We start from the raw sequence: 23252 nt of genomic DNA on the forward strand, positions 1-23252 counted from the left end.
GGTGAACCCGTTCTGGGACTTCTCCCTGGCCGTCTACGGGCGGCCGGGGGTTCCGGCCCTTTGCCTGTCGTTGCAGGACCGGCGTGGGGTGGACGTCAATGTGCTGCTGTTCGCCGCCTGGGCGGGGCTGGAGTGCGGCGTCCGGCTGTCCGAGGCCGAGCTTGCCCGCGTCGATTCGGCAGTTTCCGGCTGGCGGGAGGAGGTCGTTCGCCCCTTGCGCGCCTTGCGGCGCCGCGCCAAGGATGAGGACGACGCATTCTACCGCCGCATGAAGGCCGCGGAACTGGAAGCCGAGCGTGTCCAGCAGGACCGGCTGTTCGCCGCCGCCGGGTTCATGACGAGGCCGGGTGGCAGTGCGGAGCTGGCCGCCCGGAACATGGCGCTGCTGGTGCCGGGCGGCGATCCGGCACTGGACGAGCTGGCGGGGGTGCTGGCCGGCCGCTGAGCGGCTGCCCCGGCGTCCTACCGGTTCAGGATCAGCTCGTTCGGATCGCGCACCGTGTCCGACACCAGAGCGGGTTTGCCGGCGTAGAAGGCGCTGCAGCGTTTGCCGCTGACCAGGCGGGTCAATGCCGCCTCCCACTCGCGGCCCTTGGGGCCGATGATGCGCAGTTTAAGCTGGTCGATCAGCGGAAAGACCTTGAACTGATCGATCTCGATCGGCTCGGAGGTCACGGCGGTGAAGGCCTCCTGCTTCAGGGTCAGGGTCTTGCCGTTGATTTCCAGCGTGATGTCCTGCGCCCACGGGCAGCCGTTCGGCTTCGCGCCTTCGCTGGCGATTGCAGGTGCCGTTCCCACGGACAGCGGGAGCATGAGGACCGCGGCGGCAAGAATGCCTGTCCGGCAGGCGCCGTGTCTGGAAAAGGCCCGGGCTGGGCGCGAGGTCATGATCCGCTCCTTTGGAAAACGGCGCGGACAATAGCGATGCGTCAGTCTCATGACAATCCAGGGAAAATCCCGATTCTGTGACCGTTTGCGACGAATGGCGACGGTGCCCGACTGGACTGTCGCTGGCGCCGCGGCGCATGATCCGAAACACCGCCGACCCCCGCCAACCCGCAAGAGTTCCGATGGTCACTTTGTCGCAGGCCCTGCTGATCGCACTCGACCACCATCAGGCAGGCCGGGTGGCGGAGGCGGAGGATATCTACCGCCGCATCCTTGGCGCCGACCCGGAATATGCCGATGCCATGCAGCTTCTGGGCGTCCTGGCTGCACAGACAGGGCAAATGGAAGCGGCGGTGCGGCGGCTTCGCCTTGCGGTGGCGTTGCGCCCCGACTCCGCCGGCGGCTGGTCCAATCTTGCCGGGGCCGAGCAGTCGGCGGGCGCCGTGGCGCGGGCCGTACGTCTTTATGGCCGGGCGCTGCGCCTGATGCCGGAGTTGGCCGATGCCCATGCCAGCCGGTCCGCGGCTTTGCGCAGGCTTGGCCGGCACGATGCGGCGCTGGCGGCTGCCGGTCAGGCGTTGTGTCTGGTGCCGGATCATGCCGACGCGCTTGCCAACCGGGCGGCAGCGCTTCTGTCGCACGGCGAGTCCCTGGCGGCCGAACTTTGCGCCCGCCGGTCGTTGCGCCTGAACGGACGGTCAGCCGTGGCTCACGCAACCCTGGCCGCCGCTCTCGCCGCGCAACGCCGCTGGGGCGAGGCCGAGGCTGCTGCCCGCGACTCGCTGGCGGCCGACCGCAACCTCGGCGAGGCATGGGAGGTGTTGGGCGCGGTGCTGGCGAAGCTCGGGCACTTCCCCGAATCTCTGGACGCCTTCGCCAACGCTGCGCGGCTGCGGCCCGGCCCATCGTTGTGGGCGGCCCGCGGCACCGCGCTGATCGCCATGGCCCGACCGGATGAGGCCGCCGCCGATTTCGAGCGCGCGCTGACCGACCGGCCGCAGGATGCCGGGCTGCACTGGAACCTCGGGTTCGCCCGGCTGATGGCCGGTGATTATGCCGGCGGCTGGCCGGAGTTCGACTGGCGCCGCCACGACGACCGTGCCGAACCGCCCTGGCGTCGCTTCTCCCAACCGACATGGCGGGGGGAGGCGTTGGAGGGCCGGACCATCCTGCTCTATGCGGAACAAGGTTTAGGCGACACGCTGCAGTTCCTGCGCTATGTCCCGCTGGTGGCAGCCCGCGGCGGCCGTGTGGTTCTGGAGGTTCAGCCGTCCCTGCTGCCGCTGATGGCCGGGGTGGTCGGGCCGGCGCAGGTGATCGCGCGCGGTGATCCGCTGCCTTCCTTCGATCTGGAATGCCCGCTGATGAGCTTGCCGCGCGCCTTCGGCACGGTGGTGGACGACGTGCCGGCGACCGTTCCCTATCTGCGGGCCGATCCGGCGCGCGTCGCAGTCTGGCGCGAGCGCCTTGCGGCAGGAGAGGGGCTGCGGGTCGGCCTCGTCTGGGCGGGCAACCCGCGTTTTCCCGGCGACGACCAGCGCTCTCCGCGGCTGGCCGGCTTGCGCGGGCTCCTTGATGTGCCGGGCTGCCGTTTCCATGGGTTACAGATGGGACCGGGGCGCGCCGATCTCACGCAAGCGGCTTTGCCGGACGGCTTCAGCGATCTGGCGCCGGAGATCGCCGATTTCGCCGATACGGCGGCGATCATGGCGAATCTGGATTTGGTGGTTTCGTCCTGCACCGGACCGGCGCATCTGGCCGGCGCGCTCGGCGTGCCGCTTTGGCTGGCGCTGCCCTTTTCCGCGGACTGGCGCTGGATGGCGGACCGCGACGACAGCCCATGGTATCCGACCGCCCGCCTGTTCCGGCAGCCGACGCCCGGCGACTGGCGTTCAGTCGCCGGGCGTATGGCCGCCGAACTTGCGGCGCTGGTTCAGCGCTTCAAGCCGTCGCCATAGCGCGAGCAGTCGTAATCGTCGGTCCCGGCCTCCGCCTGCCCTCCGTTGGAGGTGTTGTAGCGCGGGTCGTCGCAGCGGCCGTTGCGCGCATAGCGCGAGTCGGAGCTGCCCGACCCGAACAGGCCGCCGCCGCTGCCGCCGAACAGCCCGCCGCCGCTGCTGCCGCTGTTGCCCGTCTGGTTGCAGGCGGCCAGCGCAAGGGGAGCCGCGACCAGGATCACAAGTGGAAGTGCAGTCTTCATGGCGTTCCCTACCTCTTGTCGGAGTGAAGAAAACCTCTTTCCTTCGCTCACAACAGGGTAGGGCGCCCGGAAATTCCCGTGCCCGCAGTTGGGTACGGCGTTTGCGCGGCTTTCTTAATCCACCGGCTGGAACAGGCGGGTGGCGGGGTTGATCGCCCACATCTCGCCCGACTGGATGTCGAACCACCAGCCATGGATGTTCAGCGTCCCGGCTTCCACCCGTTCACGCACGAAGGGGAAGGTCATCAGATTGTCGACCGACGCGCGAACCGCCGCCCGTTCAATGATTGCCGGGGTGTTCTGCAGCTTCTCCGCATCGGCCCGTGCCTGTTCGGAGCCTTCCGGCCCGACATAGGGGTCGAGCGCGGAACCGGCGATCGACACCCAGGGGGACACGAAATCATCCTCCGACTTCTGGCCGGCGCGGAGCCGGATCAGGCCCTGGATGCCGCCGCACTGGGCGTGGCCCAGCACGATGATCTCCGACACCTTCAGCGACTTGACCGCATATTCGATGGCGGCCGAAGTGCCGTGATAGGCGCCGTCGGGCTGATAGGGCGGGACGAGGTTGGCGACGTTGCGCACGACGAACAGCTCGCCGGGCTCGGCCATCGTCAGCAGGGCGGGGTCGACCCGGCTGTCGGAACAGCCGATCAGCAGAACTTCCGGATGCTGACCTTCGGTCGCCAGCTGGCGCATGCTGTCGGGTCGGCGTTCGTAATAGCGGGCGCGGAACGCTCTGATGCCGGCCAAAAGCTGGCGGATGGGCTCGCTCGGTTGACTGCTGAAGGGCATGATCGGCTTGTCCCCGTTACTGTCGGCCGGCGGCGGCGCCGGCTCCGCATCATTTCGCATTGACAGCGGTATAACGGCATTGCGCCCGTGGTCCAAGCCGCCTGTTGCGGCATCGCAGCGCGGGTCAGCCCTCCGCCGGACGCTCACCCCACCGGCGCAGATTGCCGGCGTCCAGCCCGAACAGGTCCAGCACCCGTCCCACCGAATGGTCCACCAGATCGTCGATGCCCTCCGGCCGGGCGTAGAAGGCGGGCACCGGCGGCGCAATCACCGCGCCCATCTCGGCCAGCGCGGTCATGGTGCGCAGATGGCCGAGATGCAGCGGCGTTTCCCGCACCATCAGAACCAGCCGCCGCCGCTCCTTCAGCACCACGTCCGCCGCGCGGGTCAGCAGGGTGGAGGTGACCCCGCTGGCGATCTCGCTCATCGTGCGGACCGAACAGGGGGCGACCACCATGCCCAGCGTGCGGAAGCTGCCGCTGGAGATCGCCGCCCCGATATCGGCAGCGGAATAGCTGACGTCGGCCAGCGCCCGCAGCTCCGCGACCTTCATGCTGGACTCATGCGCCAGCGTCACTTCGGCAGACCGGCTGACGACCAGATGCGATTCGACGTTGATCCGCCGCAGCGTCTGCAGCATGCGGATACCGTAGATCACCCCCGACGCGCCGCTGATGCCGACGACGAGCCGGGGCGGAGGTGTGTTGCGGTCGGTCATCGCAGGCTTTCATGCCCTCTCCCGCGCACGGGGGAGAGGGATGACATCAGTGGGCGTCTTCCTGTTCGGAATAACGGTCGTCGTCGCGGCCTTCGCCGTAGAAGTCCTCGGCGGCATCCTCCGGCGCGCGGGGCACGCCGCCGCGGCGGATGGCCAGCGCCAGCGCCTCTTCCAACTCACGGCCGGAGCAGAGGCCCAGCATGACCGGGCTGCGCGGCTTGATGTTGGCGACGTTCCAGTGGGTGCGGTCGCGGACCGCGGCGATGGTCGGCTTGGTGGTGCCGATCAGGCGGCAGACCTGGGCGTCCGACAGCTCCGGATGATGCTTCAGCAGCCAGGCGATGGCGTCGGGCTTGTCGCCGCGCTTGGTGATCGGGGTATAGCGCGGACCCTTGGACCGGGAGGCGACCTGCGGCAGGTCGGCGACCAGCAGCTTCAGGCGCAGATCCTGGTTCTTCTCGCAGCGCTCGATCTCCTGCTTGGTCAGTTGGCCGTTGGCGATGGGGTCGAGCCCCACCATCCCGACCGCGACCTCGCCGTCGGCGATGGCCTGGACTTCCAGCGAATGCATGCCGCAGAAGGCGGCGATCTGCTCGAAGGACAAGGACGTGTTCTCGACCAGCCAAACGGCCGTCGCTTTCGGCATCAAGGGCAGTGCCATCATCCCTCCTGACAACTCTTCACCGGCCGCACCCGCTGGCGTGTGGTGCGGCCGGCCGTTCGAATTCGTTATGCGGCGCCGGAGCGGTTCCGCGACCCGGGGGCGGTTGCCCCATTCTCGTCACCACGATATAGGGCGAATACCGGTCCGCGTAAGCATGCTTGCGCAGGCGCACCGGGAAATCCCGGCCGCCCGCTCGCTTCTGCTAACCCGTCTTGGCAGCCCAAGGCAAGCCCGACGGCGCCGCGTCGACGAAGAAAGCGCAAAATGCGGTCAGTTTTTCGTCCCGGACCGCCCCGGCCGGCTGCTCCGGCCGGCCGCTCAGGCGGCGTCCGGCCCGACCGTCAGCACGATCTTGCCGATATGGGTGCTGCTTTCCATCAGGCGATGGGCCTCGGCCGCCTCCTCCAGCGGGAAGGTGCAATGGATCTGCGGCTTGATGCTGCCGGACTCGAGCAGCGGCCAGACGTGCTCACGCAGGGCGGCGGCGATGCGGCCCTTCTCCGGCACCGGGCGGGCGCGCAGCGTCGACCCGGTCAGCGTCAGCCGCTTCGTCATCACCGGCGCCATGTTCAGCGACACCTTGGCCCCTTGCAGGAAGGCGATGGAGACGTGGCGGCCGTCGACCGCCATGATGTCGATGTCACGGGCGATGTAGTCGCCGCCGACCATGTCCAGCACCACGTCGACGCCGCGCCCGCCGGTCGTCTCGCGGATCACGGCGACGAAATCCTCGGTCTTGTAGTTGATTGCCCGGTCGGCGCCGAGCTGCTCGCAGGCGCGGCACTTGTCGTCGCTGCCGGCGGTGGTGAAGACGGTGGCGCCGAAGGCCTTCGCCAGCTGGATCGCCGTGGTGCCGATGCCGCTGGACCCGCCATGGATCAGCAGCGTCTCGCCGCGCTTCAGGGCGCCGCGCTCGAACACGTTGGTCCAGACGGTGAAGAAGGTCTCCGGCACCGCCGCCGCTTCGACCATCGACAGCGGTCCGGGCACCGGCAGCGCCTGCACCGCCGGCACCACGCAATACTCGGCATAGCCGCCGCCGGCCACCAGCGCGCAGACGCGGTCGCCGCTGGCCCAGGTCTCCACACCCTCGCCGATGGCGATGACCGTACCGGACAGCTCCAGCCCCGGCAGGTCGGAGGCGCCCGGCGGCGGGTCGTAGCGGCCCTGGCGCTGCAGGGTGTCGGGACGGTTCACGCCGGCGGCGGCGACCTCCACCAGGATCTCGCCGGGGCCCGGCACCGGGGCGGGGCGGCGGGTGGGGCGCAGCACCTCCGGCCCTCCGGGCTCGGTGATCTCGACGCAGCGCATGCTGTCGGGCAAAGCGAGGCCCATGGCGTTCTTCCCTTCATTTCCGTGGTCGGGCAGGCGTTTGCCGGCACCGGTGCATTGGAATTGTCCGGCTCGAAAGGTAGATTTGACCGACCGGCCTGACAAGGCGAAGGCGAAACACGCGGCAGGGAAGGGAACCAAGCCATGGCCATCGACGACCGTTTCGAGGATCTGGAACCGCGAAAGGCCAAGCCGACGCCAAAGGACCTGACCGTGATGGGCGTGGCCGAACTCGAGGCCTACATCGCCACGCTGCAGGCGGAGGTCGAGCGTGCCCGCGCCGCCATCGCGGCGAAGCAGGCGCAGAAATCGGCGGCCGAGGCATTCTTCAAGAAGGGCTGACGGAAAAAGCCCTCCCCCGCGGGCGGGAGAGGGCTTTTTTTAGAAATGTCGGCGCTTCACCGCCCCGGGCCGACAAGATCGCGGTAGCAGTGCCAGGAGGCATGACCGATCACCGGTAGCGCGATCGCCAGACCGAGGAAGGCGGTGACCATTCCGGCGCTCATGAACAGGGCGATCAGGAAACCCCAGGCGATCATCGGCCGAATGTTCGCCCGCACCACGGCAATGCTGGTTGCCATGGCGGTGAAGACGTCGGTGTCGCGATCCAGCAGCATCGGGATCGACACCACGGCGACGGAGAAGACCGCGGTTGCGATGACCCCTCCGAACAGCGTGCCGGTCAACAGGAAAGGAATGGTGTCGGCCGAGAAGAAGATGCGGTCGACCAGCTGGTCCAGCGCCGGCGGCTCGCCCGAGAAGAACAGGGCGAAGATCAGGAAGGCGATGCGAATCCAGGCCAGCATGGCCAGCATCAGGACCAGCCCGATCCCGGCGATCTGCACCCCGTTGCGGCGATAGACGGCGGCAACCTTGCCGAAGGTCGGCCGTTCGCCAAGCTCCAGCAGCCGGCTGGTCTCGTACAGCCCGACCGCCAGGAGCGGGCCGACCAGCATGAAACCGGCCCCCAGCGGCAACAGCAGGTATTCCATGTCCAGCAGGGCCAATCCGACCACGAGGACGAAGCTGGAGATCACCGCCAGCGCGCCATAGGCGAAGCTGATGGCGGGGGCCGCCATCATGTCCTGCCAGGCCGACGCCAGCCAGACCCAGGGGCGGTCGATGTCCACCGACCGGATCGGCGGCAGCCAAGCCGAATTGGGGGTCGGGTTGTGGGTTTGAGGCGTTTGAACGGATCCGCGAAACGACGTCATGTCGACCATGATGACGGCCCTCCCCAACAGCCAAGGAGCGCGCCCGTCGGCGCCCTTGGCAGGCACTGTCACATGATCGGCCTGATAGTCGCAATAGGGAACTATCGGTATATCCAATAGTAACAGAAGCGCTGGGGTTATTCCTACTGAAAAGCTTGGTCTTTACCGTACTTATGGACGTGGAGGTCAGGTTTCCTCTTCAATCCTATGTCCGTCCAAAGTCTGAGTACGTCGCTCGGCGTCCTTGCGGTCGCGCTCCTTCTCGGCCTTGGTGCGTCCGAATCGGGTCCGATTCGCTTCGGCTTCCTTCGCGCGTTCGGCCCGTTCGCGGGTTTTGCGGAAGCGGTTGAGGTTGACCACGTCGCCCATGGCACGGTCTCCGGTGGCTGAATCTGGGGTTTCGGGTCCGGCGCGGCCGGACGGGCCGGCGGCGCGCGGAGAATTCCTGGGGAAAAAATCGGACAGGCCCCAACTTGGCCGTGGGATTGCCCAAATTGCTTGTTTCTTCTGCGGGCGCTAGCTTACCGAAGGACTGTCCTCATCGGAAGCCGCCATCGGGTCCCGACCGGCGCGGAGGGTGAGGGACAGCGAAGGCAAGCACGCGTCGGTTCGTATCCCAATGCGGGGACGGGCTGGTGCCGGTCGATGGCGGCGACGTGGTAACAATGACGTGGCAAAGGGGCACGGCCGAGGATAAGGCCGGCGCAGGGAAGGCGGACACCCGGTGAAGAAGATCCTGATCGCTGCACTGGCCGGACTGGTGGTTCTGGCCGGCATCCTGTTGGCAGCGCCGAGCCTGATCGATTGGAACGCCTACAAGGGCACCATCGCAGAGCGTGTGTCGCAGGCAACCGGGCGCCGGGTGGAATTGCGGGGCGACGTCGGCTTCACCCTGCTGCCGTCGCCGGCGCTGACGGTGCGCGACGCCCGGCTCGCCAACGCATCCGGTGCCGCCGAACCCGACATGGTGCGGCTGAAGAAGCTGGATGCCCGCGTCGCGCTCGGCCCCCTGCTGAGCGGCCGCATCCAGGTGGAGAGCATCACGTTGGTCGAGCCGACCTTCGTGGTGGAAGTCCTGATGGACGGCCGGATCAACTGGGATCTGTCCACCACCGGCAGCAGGCCCGGCGACGGGCTGGGCGCCGCCGAAGGGCTGGTGTCGGCCGTCAGCTTCGATCAGGTGCTGATCGACAACGGCACCGTGATCTACCGCGACGACCGCAATGGCCGGACCGAGCGGGTGGATGGGTTGAGCGCCCGCATCGCCGCCGGCAGTCTGAACGGTCCCTTCCAGATCCAGGGCGATTTCCGTTTCCGCGGCCTGCCCCTTCATGGCGAGGCGACCGCCGGCCGCTTTACCGAAGGGGCGGCGGTGCCGGTGCGGGCGACCCTGTCGATGCCCCATACCGATGCGACCCTCCGCTTCGCCGGCATCCTGACCGGCGGCGGCGGATCGAAGGTGCAGGGCGACCTCCGCGCGGAGGGCAGCGACTTCGCCAAGCTGGTGGACGCGCGCCGGCCTGCGGCGCTCGCCCAACCCTTCAACCTGCGCGCGACGGTGGAGGCGGGGACCAGCCTCGCGACCTTCTCCAGCCTGGAAGCCCAGCTCGGCGATACCCGCGCCACCGGAAATGCCACCCTGCGGGCCGGCGACCCTGCCAAGCGCGAGGCGCCGCGCACCGAACTCACGCTCGCCGTTAATCGGCTTGACCTGGATTCCTGGCTGGCGCGAGGCGGGCAGGGCGGCACGGCGGGCGGATCCGCCACCACTGCTCCGACGAACTCCGCGGCCGGCGGCGCCAAGCAGTCGGGCCTGTCCTTCGCCCTGCCGATCGGGGTGGAGGCCAAGCTGGACGTGGCCGTCGATGCGATGAGCTACAATGGCGGGGTGGTGCGACAGGGCCGGGTCGAGGCGAGCCTGACCGACGGCCGGCTGAACATCGACCGGGTCAGCGCCCTGCTGCCCGGCGGGTCGGATTTCGTCGCGGCGGGAGAGGTGACCACGCCGGGTGGCCTGCCGACGCTCGACATGCGGATGGAGGCGAATGCCGACAACCTGCGCGCCCTGCTGGAGTGGGCGAAGCTGGATGTCCGGTCCGTTCCTGCCGACCGGTTGCGCCGCGCTTCCCTGGCCGCCCGGCTGCAGGGCCATGCCGACCGCTTCGAGATGTCGGGCATCGATTTCCGCTTCGACAGCAGCCGGCTGAGCGGTGCGGTCGCCTATGTCGACCGTGGCCGCCCGGCCTTCGGCGCCCGCCTCGAACTCGACCGCCTTTACCTGGACGGCTATCTGCCGGCCGAACCCCAGCCGGCCGCTCCGAACTCGGCCCAGCCGGCAGCGCCGCGCGCACTCGGACCGCGGGCCGGCTCCACCGGCTCGGCGCCGACGCCTCAGCGGATTCTCGGACTCGCCGACGCCAACCTCGACCTGCGGATCGGGCAGTTGACCATGGGCGGCTTGCCGGTCCAGGGGCTTCATCTGGATGCGACGGTCGCTTCCGGCGCGCTGACGGTGCGCGAAGCCAAGGTGGACAACATCGCCGGCCTGACGGCGCGGGTGGACGGGCAAGTCGCCAGCCTGATGCCGTTGCGCGGCGTGAACCTCGCCCTCGCGGCGGAGGCCAAATCGCTCGGCGGACTGCCCAGCGCCGTCGCTTGGCCGCCCGGTTTGCCGGCACCGGAACGGCTGGGCGCCGTCAGCGCGAAGGCCCGGCTGGCCGGCGACGGGGAGCGGCTGGCGGTCGAGGCGTCCGCCGGCATGCTGGGCGGCACGCTGGAAGCCGGCGGTGCCGTCCTGGGGCTCGACCGCACGCCCAGCGCCGACCTGAAGCTGCGCGTGACCCATCCGGAAATGGGGCGCATCGCGGCGCTGTTCGCCGACCGTGGACTGGCCCGCGCTCTCGGCCCGCTTGACCTCTACGGCGAACTGACGGGGAACGCGACCTCTCCGGTTCTGAACAACATGCAGGGGCTGGTCGCCGGCGTCCCGGTGCGCGGCAAACTGGTCCTCGACCGCAAGACGGCGCGGACCGGTTTCCAGGCCGACCTGCAGACCGGTGACCTCGACCTCGACCGCCTGCGCAACGCGCCGCTGGTGGGCGATGGTGCCGGCCGCAATGCGGGGGCATCCGCCGGCGATGCGGCTGCCGTTCCGCCTGCCGATCCGCTGGCGGATCTCGACTGGATGCAATCGACGGACGGCCGCCTTGCCCTGACCTCCACCTCGCTGACGCTGGGCGGACAGCGCATCGTGCAGCCGGCGCTGAGGGCGACGCTCTCCGGCGGGACCGCGACCCTGGAGCAGCTGGACGGCGAGTGGCAGGGCGGCCAGATCGGCGTCAGCGGCCGTGTCGCCGCCGTTCCGGGGCAGGAGCCGAAGCTCGACGCCGACATCACCGTCATCAAGGCCGACCTCGGGACCGCGCTGTCCGGATTCGGCGGGCTGGGGCTCGGCGGCGGGGCCATGGATCTGGACATGACCCTTTCCGGCAGCGGCCGTAGCGACGCGCTTCTGCGCAGCCTGGCCGGCCGCGGCCGGGCGGTGGCGTCGGGCGGTGTGCTGCGCGGGGTCGATCTCGCCGCGCTGCGCAGCCGGTTGGCCGGGGTCGAGCGTACGCAGGAGGTGCTCGGTGCCGTCGCCGGTGCCCTGCAGGGTGGGGAGACCAAACTGGAAAGGCTGGACGTCCGCTTCGACATCGAGCAGGGGGTGATTCGCGCCGACGACGCCCGCCTGACCACCGCTCCCGCCGACGGCACGCTGGCCGGTACGGTCTCGCTGCCCGACGGGCGGGTGGATTTGGGGTTGACCCTTAAGGTGAAGGCCGACGGCGACCTGCCGCCGCTGACCCTGCGCATCGCCGGCCCCTGGGACGCGCCGACCCAGACACTGGACCTGAAGGCTCTGCGTGACCGCTTCAACGCGGCGTCCCCGGCCGACCCCGCGGTCCGGCCGTGAGATCCGCCGCATGCCACGGCTGCGCGCCGTGGTGTGCGTGTGATGGGCCAAGGGCGTTGAAGTCGCGGCGCGCGGCGTCCATAATGAACGAACGGTAACCGGAAGTCAGAGCCGATGCAGGTGGACAATAGGATTTTGGACGATCTCGCCCGTGTGGCGGGTGGCGCTCTCGGCGCCTTCTCGTCCTTGCGCGAAGAGGCCGAAGGTCAGCTGCGCGCTCAGCTCGAACGTGTTCTGTCGCGGATGGACGTGGTCAGCCGCGAGGAATACGAGGCCGTGCGCGCCATGGCCGCCAAGGCCCGCGAGGAGCAGGAGGCGATGGCCGAGCGGCTTGCCGCGCTGGAGGCCACCGTCGCGACGCTGACCGCCGGGCATGCCCCGCTGCCGGTCGTGGTCGAGCCGGCCGGCGTTCCGGCGGTGGTCGACACCGATCCGGTGACGCCTGCGCCGGCCGCGGCAGCGTCCCCGGTGGCGCCCAAACCCGCCGCGGATGCCACCGGCACAGGGCCCACGGCGTCCTGAGCATCCGCACCACCCGGCGCCCCTCACGTCATCGTTCCGGATTGTGTCGCCATCGGCGGCTTGGCCGGGTATTGGCCGGTTGACGACCCGAACGTCGACCGGTCCGAACGCTGACCAGGCGCCGATGTGGGCGGACGCTGCGTGCCGATGCTCAACTTTTCATCACCTTCGGGGTATTGGCCCGGACCCGCGCAATTCGACAGGCGCGTCTTCTGGTCCGGGTGAACGGTACCGCCCATTGCGCCTTCACAGGAGGACGCTGACATGTCGGCAGTAGCCGTCGAAACCACCACTCCCGCCCATAACCCGCTCGACGTGGTCGAGGAGATCGTAACCGCCAACGAGTGGCCCTTCGATCGCGCCACCGAGGATGAACTCGTCGTCGAGATCGGCGGCCGCTGGTGCGACTACCGGCTCTATTTCGTCTGGCAGCCCGATGTCAGCGCGATGCAGTTCTCCTGCCAATTCGACATGAAGGTCCAGGCCGCCCGCCGCACCGCCGTCGCCGAACTGCTGGCCGAGGTGAACGGCCGCATGTGGCTGGGTCATTTCGACGTCTGCTCGGAGGAGCATACTCCGATGTTCCGCCAGACCATGCTGCTGCGCGGATCGCGCGGTGCCGCGGTGGAACAGCTGGAGGATCTGGTGGAAATCGCCCTGTCGGAATGCGAGCGCTTCTACCCGGCCTTCCAGTTCGTGATTTGGGGCGGCAAGTCCGCGCCGGAGGCGGTGTCCGCCGCCATTCTCGACACCATGGGCGAAGCGTAAGCCCGAGCATCGGCACGAACAGGGGGACGACGGGGTCATGACGGCGGAAACGGGTGCGTCGCTGCTGCTGGTCGGTTGCGGGAAGATGGGCGGGGCGATGCTGGACGGCTGGCTTGCCGCCGGAACCGCGTCGCGCGTCGTGGTGGTCGACCGTGCCGGTCTGCCGGAGCGGCTTGCTGGTGACGCACGCGTCTCGCCGGCGTCCGGCGCGGACAGTCTGCCGGACGGGTTCGTTCCCGACGTCGTGGTGCTGGCGGTCAAGCCGCAGGTGATGGAAGAGGCGCTGCCTGCCTACCGCGCGCTGGTCCGTCCCGGTACCGTCTTCCTGTCGATTGCCGCCGGAAAGACCATCGCCTATTTCGAACGGCTGCTGGGCGAGGGGGCCGTCGTCGTCCGCTCCATGCCCAACACGCCGGCCGCCATCGGCCGCGGCATGACCGTGGCCGTTCCCAATGCCCTTGTCAGTGCCGCCCAGCGCGACCTGTCCGACCGGCTGCTCCGCGCTGTCGGCGATGTCGCATGGGTCGAGGACGAAGGGCTGCTGGATCCGGTCACTGCCGTGTCCGGCAGCGGCCCGGCCTATGTCTTCTTCATGGTAGAGGCGATGGCCAGGGCCGGCGAGGCCGCCGGGCTGCCGGCCGATCTGGCGATGCGGCTTGCCCGCGCCACCGTGTCGGGCGCCGGCGCCCTGCTCGATGCGTCGCCGCAGGAGGCCGCTGACCTGCGCAAGGCGGTGACCAGCCCCAACGGCACCACCCAGGCTGCGCTGGAGGTGCTGATGGCGCAGGACGGAATGCAGCCGGTGATGACCGCCGCCATCGATGCCGCCGCCCGGCGGTCGCGCGAACTGGCCGGCTGACGGGGACGGACATGGAGACAGCGCTCAGCCCCTCCGCCGCCCGCGTCCAGGCCCTGTTGGACAGCATCGGCCTCGACCATCGCGTGATTGAGCATGAAGGCAGCACTCGCACCTCTGAAGACGCCGCCAACTCCGTCGGCTGCGAGGTGGCGCAGATCGCCAAGTCGCTGATCTTCCGCACCAAGGAGACCGGGCGCCCGGTCCTGGTGGTCGCCAGCGGCGCCAACCGGGTGGACGAGAAGGCGGTCGGCCGGCTGATCGGCGAGAAGATCGAGCGCGCCGATCCGGAATTCGTCCGCGAGTCGACCGGCTTCGCCATCGGCGGCGTTCCGCCCATCGGCCATGCGGTGCCGCCTCTGGTGCTGATCGACGACGACCTGTTGCGGCTGGAGACTATCTGGGCCGCCGCCGGAACGCCCAACGCCGTCTTCCGACTGACCCCCGCCGATCTGGTCAGCATGACCGGCGGACGGGTGGAGACGGTGCGCAAGGCGTGACGATTTCGGGGGACGGGTGACGTTTGGCCGTCCGCGCACCACCTTATGATGCGATCCCTGTCGCCTGGAGGTGGTGCCATGTCCGACATGTCGTCCGACAAGCCTGAAGACAACAGCTTCCGCTCCGATCCCACCGACCCGGACTCCCTCGATCGTTCCGTAGCCGCGGCGGCGATGAGGCTGGCTGCCGAGAAGGGGTGGCGCCGCGTAGGGCTGCTGGAGGTTGCGCATGCCGCCGGCATCCCGCTGTCCCGGTTCCATCACCGCTATCGCGGGCGCGCCGACGTGCTGGCGGCGGTGTCGCGCGTTGCAGACGCCACGGTGCTGGCCGGGGATGTCGCCGCCGATCCGACCGAGCCGGCGCGCGACCAGCTGTTCGACGTGATGATGCGCCGGTTCGACGCGCTGCGCCCCTTCCGGGACGGCTTGCGCGCCGTGGTGCGCGACCTGCCGGCCGATCCGGCGACCGCGCTGGCTTTTTCCTGCGCCTTCGGCCGCTCCATGGCCTGGATGCTGCGCGCCGCCGGGATCGATCCCGACCAGCGTGGCGGGGCGGCCCTCGTCGCCGGACTCGGCACCGTGCATGCGCGGGTGATGCGGGTCTTCCTGAACGACGACACTGCCGACCTGTCGCGCACCATGGCGGCCTTGGACAATGCGTTGCGCGGGGCGGAGCGCTGGGGCGCGACGTTCTGCCGCTGGACCGGCCGCAGGGGGCCGCTTGGCCGGGGAGCCGGGCCGGATTCCATGGCATCAACGGTTTAGACTATGTTGGTCATGCGGAGGGTAGGGCGGTATGGTATTTTTACCCGCCAAGGTTATGCTGCGCCGCAAAATCCGCATTGACTAACTTTTCGGCACTCTGCATAGTCGGCCTATCAATGTTGCGTCGCAACATGCCCGTATTCCGATGCGGGCAGCAAACACTGATGCTGGGATGAGAAACATGGCCAAGATGAGCGGTAACCCCTTCCTCGAATTCGATCCGTCCAAGCTGATCGGCGACCTTAAGGTTCCGGGCGTCGATATCGAGACCATCATCGCCAGCCAGCGCAAGAACATCGAGGCGGTGACCGCCGCCAACCAGCTGGCCTATGAAGGCTTCCAGGCCATCGTCCGCCGTCAGGCCGAAGTGCTGCGCACCGTGACCGAGGACGTGAACCGCGCCGTCGGTGAGCTGACCGCCGCCGGCACGCCGGAGGAGAAGGCTGCCAAGCAGGCCGATCTGGTCAAGGTCGCCTTCGAGAAGTCGCTGGCCAACATCCGCGAGCTGAGCGAGATGATCGCCAAGTCGAACACCGAGGCCGCCGAGATCCTGACCAAGCGCGTGTCGGACAGCCTGGACGAGGTCAAGGCCGCCATCGCCAAGACGAAGGGCTGATCCAGCCTCCGGTCCGCTGGGCTCTGCGAGGAGCCGGGTTCTGCGAAGAGGGGTCGCCATCGGCGGCCCCTTTTCCATTTTCGGCCCCAGGCTTGCTGGTTCCTGCTTCCCGGTTCCGTGATTGGAGCGGGCGCGCTACCTTGGCGTCGCTACTCCACAGGATCGGTACAGTCATGACCATCACCTACGACGATTTCGCCAAGGTCGACATCCGCGTCGGCACCATCCTTGCGGTCGATCCCTTCCCGGAGGCGCGCAAGTCCGCCTACAAGCTGACCGTCGATTTCGGTGGCGACATCGGGACCAAGCGCAGTTCCGCGCAGATCACCAGCCATTACGCTGCCGATGCGCTGGTTGGCCGCCAAGTGTTGGCGGTGGTGAATTTCCCGCCCAAAAGTATCGGCCCCTTCACCAGCGAGGTGCTGTGCCTTGGTCTGCCCGATGCCGAGGGTGCGGTGGTGCTGGTGGGTCCTGACCGTGCGGTGCCGGATGGTGCCCGCCTGTTCTGACGGCGACAGATTCAAAAACCCTGGAGGTCCAAAAGAAACCCTTCGGGGTTGCAAGAGTTATTGGTGATTATCGCGACAAGTGGTCGCAGGGCTCGTATGTATTTTAAATGAATGCAGTCTAAACCAGGATGGCATAGTGCGCGCGACTGTGAACTCGCACTTGCAAACTGTTTCCTGGTGGATGGCACTCATGGACGCCCTGCGCGCCTTTGTCGGCCGGCTTTCGATTTCCACGAAAGTCACGGTGTTGAACCTCTTCGGAATGTTGATCCTCAGCACGGCGATCCTGTTCGCGATCGGGCAGGTGATCGTCCGCGACCTGGAACGGCAGGCGATCGAGATGCAGCGCCTCAGCATGGACATCGCCTGGTCGTCGCTGAACGAGCGTGGCGGCAACTTCGCCGTCGCCGATGGCAAGCTGCTGCTCGATGGTGTCGTCATGAACGACAACAACGTCGTGGTCGACAAGATCAAGCGCATCACCGGGGGGACCGCGACCCTGTTCCTGGGTGACCGCCGAATCGCCACCAACGTGATGAACGCCGACGGCAGCCGCGCCGTCGGCACCACGCTGGCCCAGGGTCCCGCCTACGAATCGGTGCTGCGCCAGGGCGCTCCCTTCCGCGGCATGGTCGATATTCTCGGCGAGCCCTATTACGCCGCCTATGACCCGATCAAGGACAAGGCCGGCAAGCCGGTCGGCATCCTCTATGTCGGCATTAAGAAGGCCGAGGTGTTCAAGACCTTTGACGACAGCATGCGCTTCGCGACGATGCTGGTCGTGCTGTGTGCCGTCGTGCTGGCCGTGCCGGGCTATCTGGTGTCGCGTCGGCTGCTGCGTCCGCTGGGCCAGCTCAGCCAAGTGATGACGGCGCTGTCCTCCGGGGACTTGACCGCCGAGGTGGCGGGTGCGAAGCGGCTAGACGAGATCGGTGCGATGTCGCGCTCCGTCCTGGTCTTCCGCGATGGCATGGCCGAGGCGGAGCGCCTGCGCGCCGAGCAGGAGCATCAGCGGATCCAGGGAGAGGCGCAGAAGCGCAAGGCCCTGCAGTCGATGGCGGATACGGTGGAGCAGGAAAGCCGCGGCGCGGTCGAGCGGGTCGCCGGCCGCACCCAGGAGATGGACCGCAACGCCGGCGCCATGGCGAATTCGGCCGGGTTGGTCGGCTCCAACGCCCAGAACGTCGCCGCCGCCGCGGCCCAGGCCCTCAGCAACGCCCAGGCGGTCGCATCGGCCGCGGCGCAGCTGACGGTCTCGATCGAGGAGATCGGGAATCAGGTCGGCCATGCCGCCAGCGTCACCCGTGCCGCCGTCGCCGCCAGCGACCAGACCGAGAGCACCATCGAATCACTGTCCTCCGCCGTTGGCCGCATCGGCGACGTGGCGGAACTGATCCAGGGGATCGCGGCGCAGACGAATCTGCTGGCGCTGAACGCGACCATCGAGGCGGCGCGGGCAGGGGAAGCGGGCAAGGGTTTCGCCGTCGTCGCCAACGAGGTGAAGAATCTGGCCAACCAAACCTCGCGTTCCACCGAGGAGATCTCGCGCCTGATCACGGAGATTCAGTCCGTTACCGCCCGCAGCGTGGAGGAGGTGCGTAACATCAGCCGCACAATCGGCGAGATCGACGCCATCTCCGGTACGGTTGCCGCGGCGGTCGAACAGCAGGCGGCCGCGACCCAGGAAATCTCGCGCAATGTCGGGCAGACCGCCAGCGCAGCCACAGACGTGTCGATACGCATCGACGAGGTGTCGCGCGAGGCAAAAGTGACGGAGGAGCGCGCCGACCTGCTGCGGGCCGGCGCATCGGAGGTCACCCACAGCATCGACGAGTTGATGCATGTGCTGGTTCGGGCGGTGCGCACGGCGACGGAGGATGTCGACCGCCGCAGCCTGCCGCGTTACCGGGTCGATGCCCCCTGCACGGTCGAGGCGCCGGAAGGCCGGCTGACCGTGCGGTTGCTCGACATCTCCCGCCACGGCGCCGCGTTGGCCGACGCCGACGCGGTCGGCAGCCGCGGCACGCTGCTGTTCGACAGCCTGGGCGTGGCGCTGCCCTTCGAAGCCTTTATCCGCGAGGAGGGGGTGGTGCGTGTCCGCTTCCGGCTTGCCGAGATCGACCGGCAGTCCTTCGACACCCGCTTCGACCGCTTCGAGGAAGCGATGGCTGGGCGGCGTCTGGCTGCCTGACGTCCGGCTGGCTGAGCGGTGGTGCATGGGCCGCCGAGGAGGTCACTACCGGGGGCGGCCCCAACGGTGAGGCCGGGGCTCAGGCCCCGGCGCGCCGGGTTGCCGCGGCGTGCATGTGCGGCGGGGTCATACCGGACCGTGCCTGCTCCAGGGCGCCCTGCTGCCGTGCGGCGAAGACGCCGGCTTCCGTCCGGTTGCGGAAGTGGAGCTTCGACAGCACGCTGCGCACCATCGACTTGATCACCGCCTCCGACAGGTCCAGCGCGTTGGCGATGGTCCGGTTGTTCATGCCTTCGCCCAGCAGGCGTAGGGTCTCGAATTCCGGGTCGGAGAGTCGCGGCAGCAGCGTCAGGCGGATTTCGTCCACGCCCAACCGCGACAGGAACTGCTTGGGCATCAGGCAATGCCCTTCCAGACCGAGGTCCAGCAATTCGTTGATGCGGTCGACGTTCAGATCCTCGAACACCCAGGCATCGGCGAAGGCCAGGATATGGGCGGCGTCCAGCAACTCGCGCGAGGACAGCACCACGACGATCCGCGACCGGCGGGACAGCCGGAGATAGACCATCGGTTCGTTTTCGCGAAGCGCGGTGAACTGCTGCAGGCCGATCAGGATCGCATCCGGCGTCAGCGCGCTCTGGGTCAGTTCCCCGATGTCGTGCAGAACCGTCACGCGGTGGCGTCCGCCGCGGTCGAGCTGCTGCACCACGGTCTCGGTCAGCGCGTTGTTGTCGAGGATCAGGCAGACATGCATGGGAGTCACCGCGTTGCGGGTCTGGTGAGATGCTTTCTCATGGGCGTACTCATGGTGTGTGTGCATGGGTCAGCTCTGTCTGGAGGAGGCATCCACGGCCGGCCCGGCTCGGGGCGTCGCCGCCTGCGTCTAAGGGTTGAAACGGAGTCCGGCCGGTTGGCCCAGGCACGTCTTCGGTCAAGATCAAAGCGGTTATGGGAAATTTCCCTGCCAAGTATTTCTGCGTTGCCCGCAATCCGTCGGTCATTCCCGCGAGGGAAATCCTGATCGCACCGCGTGATTTAGAAATGAACTGAGCTCCGCGTAAATCAGGCGATGGATGATCAGCCAAGATCGCTTTTCGTCTCCTTGTTGGTCGGCTCAGGTTTCGAAACGGTAACACCTATGGAATGATGTGTGCTGGCCGGGTCACACGGGAATGCGCGTTGGTACAGGCATCCTTAAGGACTACCCGTTCGGTTTGGCTGCGGTTTTCCTTCCTCTCTTGCGCAGCCGAATCGGTGTTAACCGACCGCCTGACACACGAACGCCGCAAAGATGGCAAGGTTCCAGAAAAATTCCCGTCGCTAATGGAGATAACAGATCTCATTCCGAGTAGTGCCAATAGGGACAAGTGATGCGGATGAGCCTGCGCGATAACGACATTCGCAGCCGTAGCAGACACTATGACCTTCGTCGGAAGCGTTGTTTTGGTCGGGCATGACCTATGGCCCCTCGAACGGGGGTGGCAGCCTCGAATGACCTATGGCCCTTGTCCGGATACAGGGGCTCTTCCGATCGTGGTATCAGATACCCAACAAAGCGAAAACAAGCCAACAACGGCAGACGGCCTTCCGGTCGATACCGGTAAGAGACCGCGAGCACGATCGACCACCAAGTCGGCGACGTGATGTGAATGGGGTGATCCGGGTGCCGCGGGGGCGCATCGGACAAAATCGACAACAGCCCAGGCGTGAGCCGGCCGTCACCGGCCGGGCTGGGGCCGGCGAGCGAGGATGACGGGGACCATGAAGATTCTGATCGGGGATGACCATCTGCTGTTCCGTGAAGGCCTGCGGCGGTTGCTCGAGCAGTTGCAGGGCGATGCCAGCTTCGTCGAGGCCGGGACCTTCGACGAGGTGTTGGACCAGTGCCGCGCGGGCAGCACCTTCGACATCATCCTGATGGACCTGCACATGCCGAACTGGCCGGGTTTCGACGGACTGCGCGAAATCCAGGCTCTGCAGCCGGGCGTACCGGTGGTGGTGATTTCCGCATCGGAAGCGCTGGGTGACATCCGCGGCGCGCTCGACCACGGCGCGACCGGCTACATCCCGAAGTCGAGCAGCGTGAAGGTCATGATGGGCGCCCTGAACCTCGTGTTCTCGGGTGGCATCTATTTGCCGCCGGGCGCGCTTACCGCCAGCATGGACGCCGCACCGCGCCGCCGCACGGTGGAGGTCGCCGACCGCAGCGCCGGCTACGGCCTGACCCAGCGTCAGCGCGAAGTGCTGGAATGCCTGCGCCTCGGCAAGTCGAACAAGCAGATCGCTTATGAACTGGGTCTGTCGGAAGGCACCGTGAAGATTCACGTCACCGCGATCTTCAAGTCGCTGGGCGTCAAGAATCGGACCCAGGCGGTCATCGCCGCTGCCGCCATGTCGGCGTAAGAGCAAGGTCGGCTTAAGGAATCGGACGGCTTCTGCCGATCCGGAGAACAATACGGGTTGCGGAACCGGGCCGCGGGGGATCGCCTCCGCGGCCCGTATTTCTTTCGGCGTTCAAGTCTTCTCCCCCTTGCGGGAGAGGGAGGCTCTTGACCCGACGGGTTGCCCGATGCTATCCGCCCCTCTTGATCTTGCGGAGCCATCCGTCCGGGTAACCGGCCGGCAAGGCTCCGCTCGACCCGCGCCGCCATCCGGGCCGTGCGCGAAGCCGCCACCGCAAGGACGCCACCGCAGCGCCATGAGCGATATTTTCCGCGAAGTCGACGAGGATCTGCGCCGGGACCGCGCGGAGCACCTTTTCAAGAAGTATGGCGGCGCCATGATCGCCGCCGTCGTCCTGATCGTCGCTGGCACCGGCGGCTACAGCTTCTGGCGCCACTGGCAGGCGCAGAAGAAGGAAGAGCAGACCGCGGCCCTGGTCACCGCCATCGCGCAGAGCGCGCAGGGGCCGGAGAAGGGGGTGGAGGCGCTGGCCGCCTTCGCCGGATCGGCCAACCCCAGCCTCGCCGCCATCGCCCAGTTCAATGCCGCCGCCTTGATGATCCGCCAGGGCAAGCCGGCGGAGGCCGCGACCGTCTATGACGGCATCGCCGGCAACGGCTCGGTCCCCGCCGAATACCGCGACCTCGCCACCCTGCTGGCGGTGATGCAGCGCACGGACGGCGGCGACCCGGCGCAGCTGACCGCGAAGCTGCAGCCGCTGACCGCCGACGGCAGCCCGTGGCGCTTCACGGCGCGCGAACTGACGGCGGTGCTGGCGGTGCGCGCCGGCGACACGGAAAAGGCCCGCACGCTCTTCAAGCAGCTGGCGGACGACCAACAGGCGCCGTCGGGCGTGCGCAGCCGCGCCGCCGATCTCGCCACCCTCTACGGCAAGGGCTGACCCAAGGCCATGACGACCCAACAGGCGATTCTCCGCAAGACGGCGGGCACCAAGTCCCGCAACATTCGCCACACAGCGCTGCTGTCCGCGTCGCTGCTCGCCGTGTTCCTCGGCGGGTGCGACACGCTGGACAGCTGGATGGGCAAGACGCCGGATCCGCCGCTGCCCGGCAAGCGCGTCGCCGTCCTGCAGCGCGAGCGCAAGGTGGAGCCGGACGCCCAGCTGGCCGCCGTCGCCGTCACTGTGCCGCCGGCAGTCGCCAATGCCGCCTGGGCGCAGCCGGGCGGCACGCCGGATCATGTCGTCGGCAACCTCGCCTTGTCGGCCAACCCGTCCGACGCCTGGCGCGCCGACATCGGTTCGGGCTCCAGCAGCTCGCGCGCGCTGCTTGGCACGCCGGTGATCGGTGATGGGCGAATCTTCGCCATGGATGCCGATTCGCATGTCTCCGCCCTGAACGAGCGCAGCGGCCAGTCGCTGTGGCGCGTCGACACCCGGCCGGAGAACGAGCGCGGCGGTGCCACCGGCGGCGGCGTCGCCTATGCCGATGGCCGCGTCTATGCCGCCACCGGCTTTGCGGAAGTGCTGTCGCTCGATGCCGGCAGCGGCAAGGTTCTGTGGCGCAAGCGCATTGCCGGCCCGGTTCGCGGGGCCCCGACCGTCGCCGGCGGCCGGGTGATGGTCATCACGCTCGACAACCAGACCATCGCGCTGTCCACCGACGACGGTTCGGTCCAATGGTCGCACCAGGGCATCCTGGAGACCGCCGGCCTGCTCGGCGCCGCCAGCCCGGCCATCACCGGCACACTGGTCGTCGCCCCCTATTCCTCGGGCGAGCTGTTCGGGCTGCGCCCGGAAAACGGCCGCGTCGCCTGGCAGGACAGCCTGGCCGCCATCCGCCGCACCGGCGCGCTCAGCAATCTGGCCGACATCCGCGGCCTGCCGGTGGTCGACCGCGGCGCCGTCTATGCCATCGGACATTCCGGCCGCATGGTCGCCATCGACGAGCGCATCGGCGCCCGCATCTGGGAAACGGAGATCGGCGGCGTCAACACTCCGTGGCTGGCCGGCGATTACCTGTACACCGTCACCAACGACCAGGAGGTCGTCGCGGTGGCGCGCCAGAACGGCAAGGTCCGCTGGGTGGCGCCGCTCGCCCGCTTCAAGGATCCCGAGGACAAGACCGGCCCGATCGTCTGGTCCGGCCCGGTGATGGCGGGCAGCCGCCTGTGGGTCGCCGGCTCGAACGGCCAGCTGCTGGGCCTGTCGCCTTCGGATGGCAAGGTGGAGGTGACGCGGTCGCTGCCCACCGGTTCCTACTTGTCTCCGATCGTTGCCAACAACACTCTTTATGTGCTGTGCGACAACGGAACGCTCGTCGCGTTCCGCTGATCGCGGATTTCCTCCGTCTGTTGT

24 protein-coding genes are annotated in these 23252 nt (G+C 68.1%); 15 read left to right on the forward strand and 9 right to left on the reverse strand.

Going from position 1 to position 23252, the window contains the following annotated elements; all coding sequences use genetic code 11:
• Position 1: 1 nt before the first annotated feature.
• A complete protein-coding gene (locus FZ983_RS10255) occupies positions 2-445 on the forward strand; it encodes a TIGR02444 family protein (protein WP_247883700.1) in 444 nt (147 codons plus the stop codon).
• A gap of 17 nt (positions 446-462) precedes the next feature.
• On the opposite strand, the gene FZ983_RS10260 is transcribed toward FZ983_RS10255, so the two are convergent.
• Positions 463-888, reverse strand: coding sequence for a hypothetical protein (locus FZ983_RS10260; RefSeq protein ID WP_149223455.1), 426 nt, complete (start codon positions 886-888; stop codon positions 463-465).
• A 182-nt stretch (positions 889-1070) separates the two neighbouring features.
• On the opposite strand from FZ983_RS10260, the gene FZ983_RS10265 reads away from it, so the two are divergent.
• Positions 1071-2846 carry a tetratricopeptide repeat protein gene (locus FZ983_RS10265; protein ID WP_149223456.1) on the forward strand — a complete coding sequence of 592 codons (1776 nt, stop codon included), beginning with the start codon at positions 1071-1073 and terminating at the stop codon, positions 2844-2846.
• On the opposite strand, the gene FZ983_RS10270 is transcribed toward FZ983_RS10265, so the two are convergent.
• From FZ983_RS10270 to FZ983_RS10290, 5 genes are all read right to left on the reverse strand, one after another.
• A complete protein-coding gene (locus tag FZ983_RS10270) occupies positions 2822-3088 on the reverse strand; it encodes a hypothetical protein (RefSeq protein ID WP_149223457.1) in 267 nt (88 codons plus the stop codon). The two genes, FZ983_RS10265 and FZ983_RS10270, sit on opposite strands and share 25 nt — an antisense overlap.
• Before the next feature lie 114 nt (positions 3089-3202).
• Positions 3203-3883, reverse strand: coding sequence for a carbonic anhydrase (locus FZ983_RS10275; protein WP_149223458.1), 681 nt, complete (start codon positions 3881-3883; stop codon positions 3203-3205).
• Between the two features lie 124 nt (positions 3884-4007).
• Entirely contained in the window at positions 4008-4601 is a 594-nt protein-coding gene (locus FZ983_RS10280; RefSeq protein WP_149223459.1) for a UbiX family flavin prenyltransferase, read from the reverse strand.
• 46 nt (positions 4602-4647) lie between these two features.
• Positions 4648-5262: a DUF1013 domain-containing protein gene (locus FZ983_RS10285; RefSeq protein WP_149223460.1), complete on the reverse strand. Its 615-nt coding sequence runs from the start codon at positions 5260-5262 to the stop codon at positions 4648-4650.
• Positions 5263-5583: 321 nt separating this feature from the next.
• Positions 5584-6600, reverse strand: a complete 1017-nt coding sequence (locus FZ983_RS10290; protein WP_149223461.1) for an NAD(P)H-quinone oxidoreductase — start codon at positions 6598-6600, stop codon at positions 5584-5586.
• Positions 6601-6741: 141 nt separating this feature from the next.
• Here FZ983_RS10290 and FZ983_RS10295 point away from each other — a divergent pair, with 141 nt between their 5' ends.
• Entirely contained in the window at positions 6742-6939 is a 198-nt protein-coding gene (locus FZ983_RS10295) for a DUF1192 family protein (protein WP_149223462.1), read from the forward strand.
• A 56-nt stretch (positions 6940-6995) separates the two neighbouring features.
• Here the strand turns inward: FZ983_RS10295 and FZ983_RS10300 are convergent, their stop codons facing one another.
• Both FZ983_RS10300 and FZ983_RS10305 read right to left on the reverse strand, forming a co-directional pair.
• A complete protein-coding gene (locus FZ983_RS10300; protein ID WP_149223463.1) occupies positions 6996-7820 on the reverse strand; it encodes a DUF2189 domain-containing protein in 825 nt (274 codons plus the stop codon).
• 177 nt (positions 7821-7997) lie between these two features.
• The gene (locus FZ983_RS10305) at positions 7998-8180 is read right to left on the reverse strand and encodes a DUF4169 family protein (protein WP_149223464.1); all 183 of its coding nucleotides are present in this window, start codon (positions 8178-8180) and stop codon (positions 7998-8000) included.
• A gap of 355 nt (positions 8181-8535) precedes the next feature.
• Between FZ983_RS10305 and FZ983_RS10310 the strand changes: the two genes are divergently transcribed.
• From FZ983_RS10310 to FZ983_RS10350, 9 genes are all read left to right on the forward strand, one after another.
• On the forward strand, positions 8536-11766 hold the full coding sequence (locus FZ983_RS10310; RefSeq protein WP_149223465.1) for an AsmA family protein: 3231 nt from the start codon (positions 8536-8538) through the stop codon (positions 11764-11766).
• A 114-nt stretch (positions 11767-11880) separates the two neighbouring features.
• On the forward strand, positions 11881-12288 hold the full coding sequence (locus FZ983_RS10315) for an accessory factor UbiK family protein (protein WP_149223466.1): 408 nt from the start codon (positions 11881-11883) through the stop codon (positions 12286-12288).
• 264 nt (positions 12289-12552) lie between these two features.
• On the forward strand, positions 12553-13056 hold the full coding sequence (locus FZ983_RS10320; RefSeq protein WP_149223467.1) for a YbjN domain-containing protein: 504 nt from the start codon (positions 12553-12555) through the stop codon (positions 13054-13056).
• Between the two features lie 37 nt (positions 13057-13093).
• Positions 13094-13915, forward strand: coding sequence for a pyrroline-5-carboxylate reductase (proC, locus tag FZ983_RS10325; RefSeq protein WP_149223468.1), 822 nt, complete (start codon positions 13094-13096; stop codon positions 13913-13915).
• An 11-nt stretch (positions 13916-13926) separates the two neighbouring features.
• Complete coding sequence (locus FZ983_RS10330; RefSeq protein ID WP_149223469.1) at positions 13927-14412, forward strand: YbaK/EbsC family protein; 486 nt, start codon at positions 13927-13929, stop codon at positions 14410-14412.
• Between the two features lie 78 nt (positions 14413-14490).
• A complete protein-coding gene (locus tag FZ983_RS10335) occupies positions 14491-15177 on the forward strand; it encodes a TetR family transcriptional regulator (RefSeq protein ID WP_149223470.1) in 687 nt (228 codons plus the stop codon).
• A gap of 181 nt (positions 15178-15358) precedes the next feature.
• Positions 15359-15793: a phasin family protein gene (locus FZ983_RS10340; RefSeq protein WP_149223471.1), complete on the forward strand. Its 435-nt coding sequence runs from the start codon at positions 15359-15361 to the stop codon at positions 15791-15793.
• 173 nt (positions 15794-15966) lie between these two features.
• Entirely contained in the window at positions 15967-16302 is a 336-nt protein-coding gene (locus FZ983_RS10345; RefSeq protein WP_149223472.1) for a tRNA-binding protein, read from the forward strand.
• A 190-nt stretch (positions 16303-16492) separates the two neighbouring features.
• Positions 16493-18493 carry a cache domain-containing protein gene (locus FZ983_RS10350; protein WP_149223473.1) on the forward strand — a complete coding sequence of 667 codons (2001 nt, stop codon included), beginning with the start codon at positions 16493-16495 and terminating at the stop codon, positions 18491-18493.
• Positions 18494-18572: 79 nt separating this feature from the next.
• Here FZ983_RS10350 and FZ983_RS10355 read toward each other — a convergent pair whose 3' ends face one another.
• Complete coding sequence (locus FZ983_RS10355; RefSeq protein WP_244442536.1) at positions 18573-19313, reverse strand: LuxR C-terminal-related transcriptional regulator; 741 nt, start codon at positions 19311-19313, stop codon at positions 18573-18575.
• 941 nt (positions 19314-20254) lie between these two features.
• Between FZ983_RS10355 and FZ983_RS10360 the strand changes: the two genes are divergently transcribed.
• The 3 genes from FZ983_RS10360 (at position 20255) to FZ983_RS10370 (ending at position 23228) form a co-directional block, all read left to right on the forward strand.
• Positions 20255-20896: a response regulator transcription factor gene (locus FZ983_RS10360; protein WP_149223474.1), complete on the forward strand. Its 642-nt coding sequence runs from the start codon at positions 20255-20257 to the stop codon at positions 20894-20896.
• A gap of 295 nt (positions 20897-21191) precedes the next feature.
• The gene (locus tag FZ983_RS10365; RefSeq protein WP_149223475.1) at positions 21192-21836 is read left to right on the forward strand and encodes a tetratricopeptide repeat protein; all 645 of its coding nucleotides are present in this window, start codon (positions 21192-21194) and stop codon (positions 21834-21836) included.
• Positions 21837-21845: 9 nt separating this feature from the next.
• Positions 21846-23228, forward strand: coding sequence for a PQQ-like beta-propeller repeat protein (locus tag FZ983_RS10370; RefSeq protein WP_149223476.1), 1383 nt, complete (start codon positions 21846-21848; stop codon positions 23226-23228).
• Positions 23229-23252: the final 24 nt, after the last annotated feature.

The sequence above is a fragment of the Azospirillum sp. B21 genome (assembly GCF_008364825.1).
GTDB lineage: Bacteria > Pseudomonadota > Alphaproteobacteria > Azospirillales > Azospirillaceae > Azospirillum.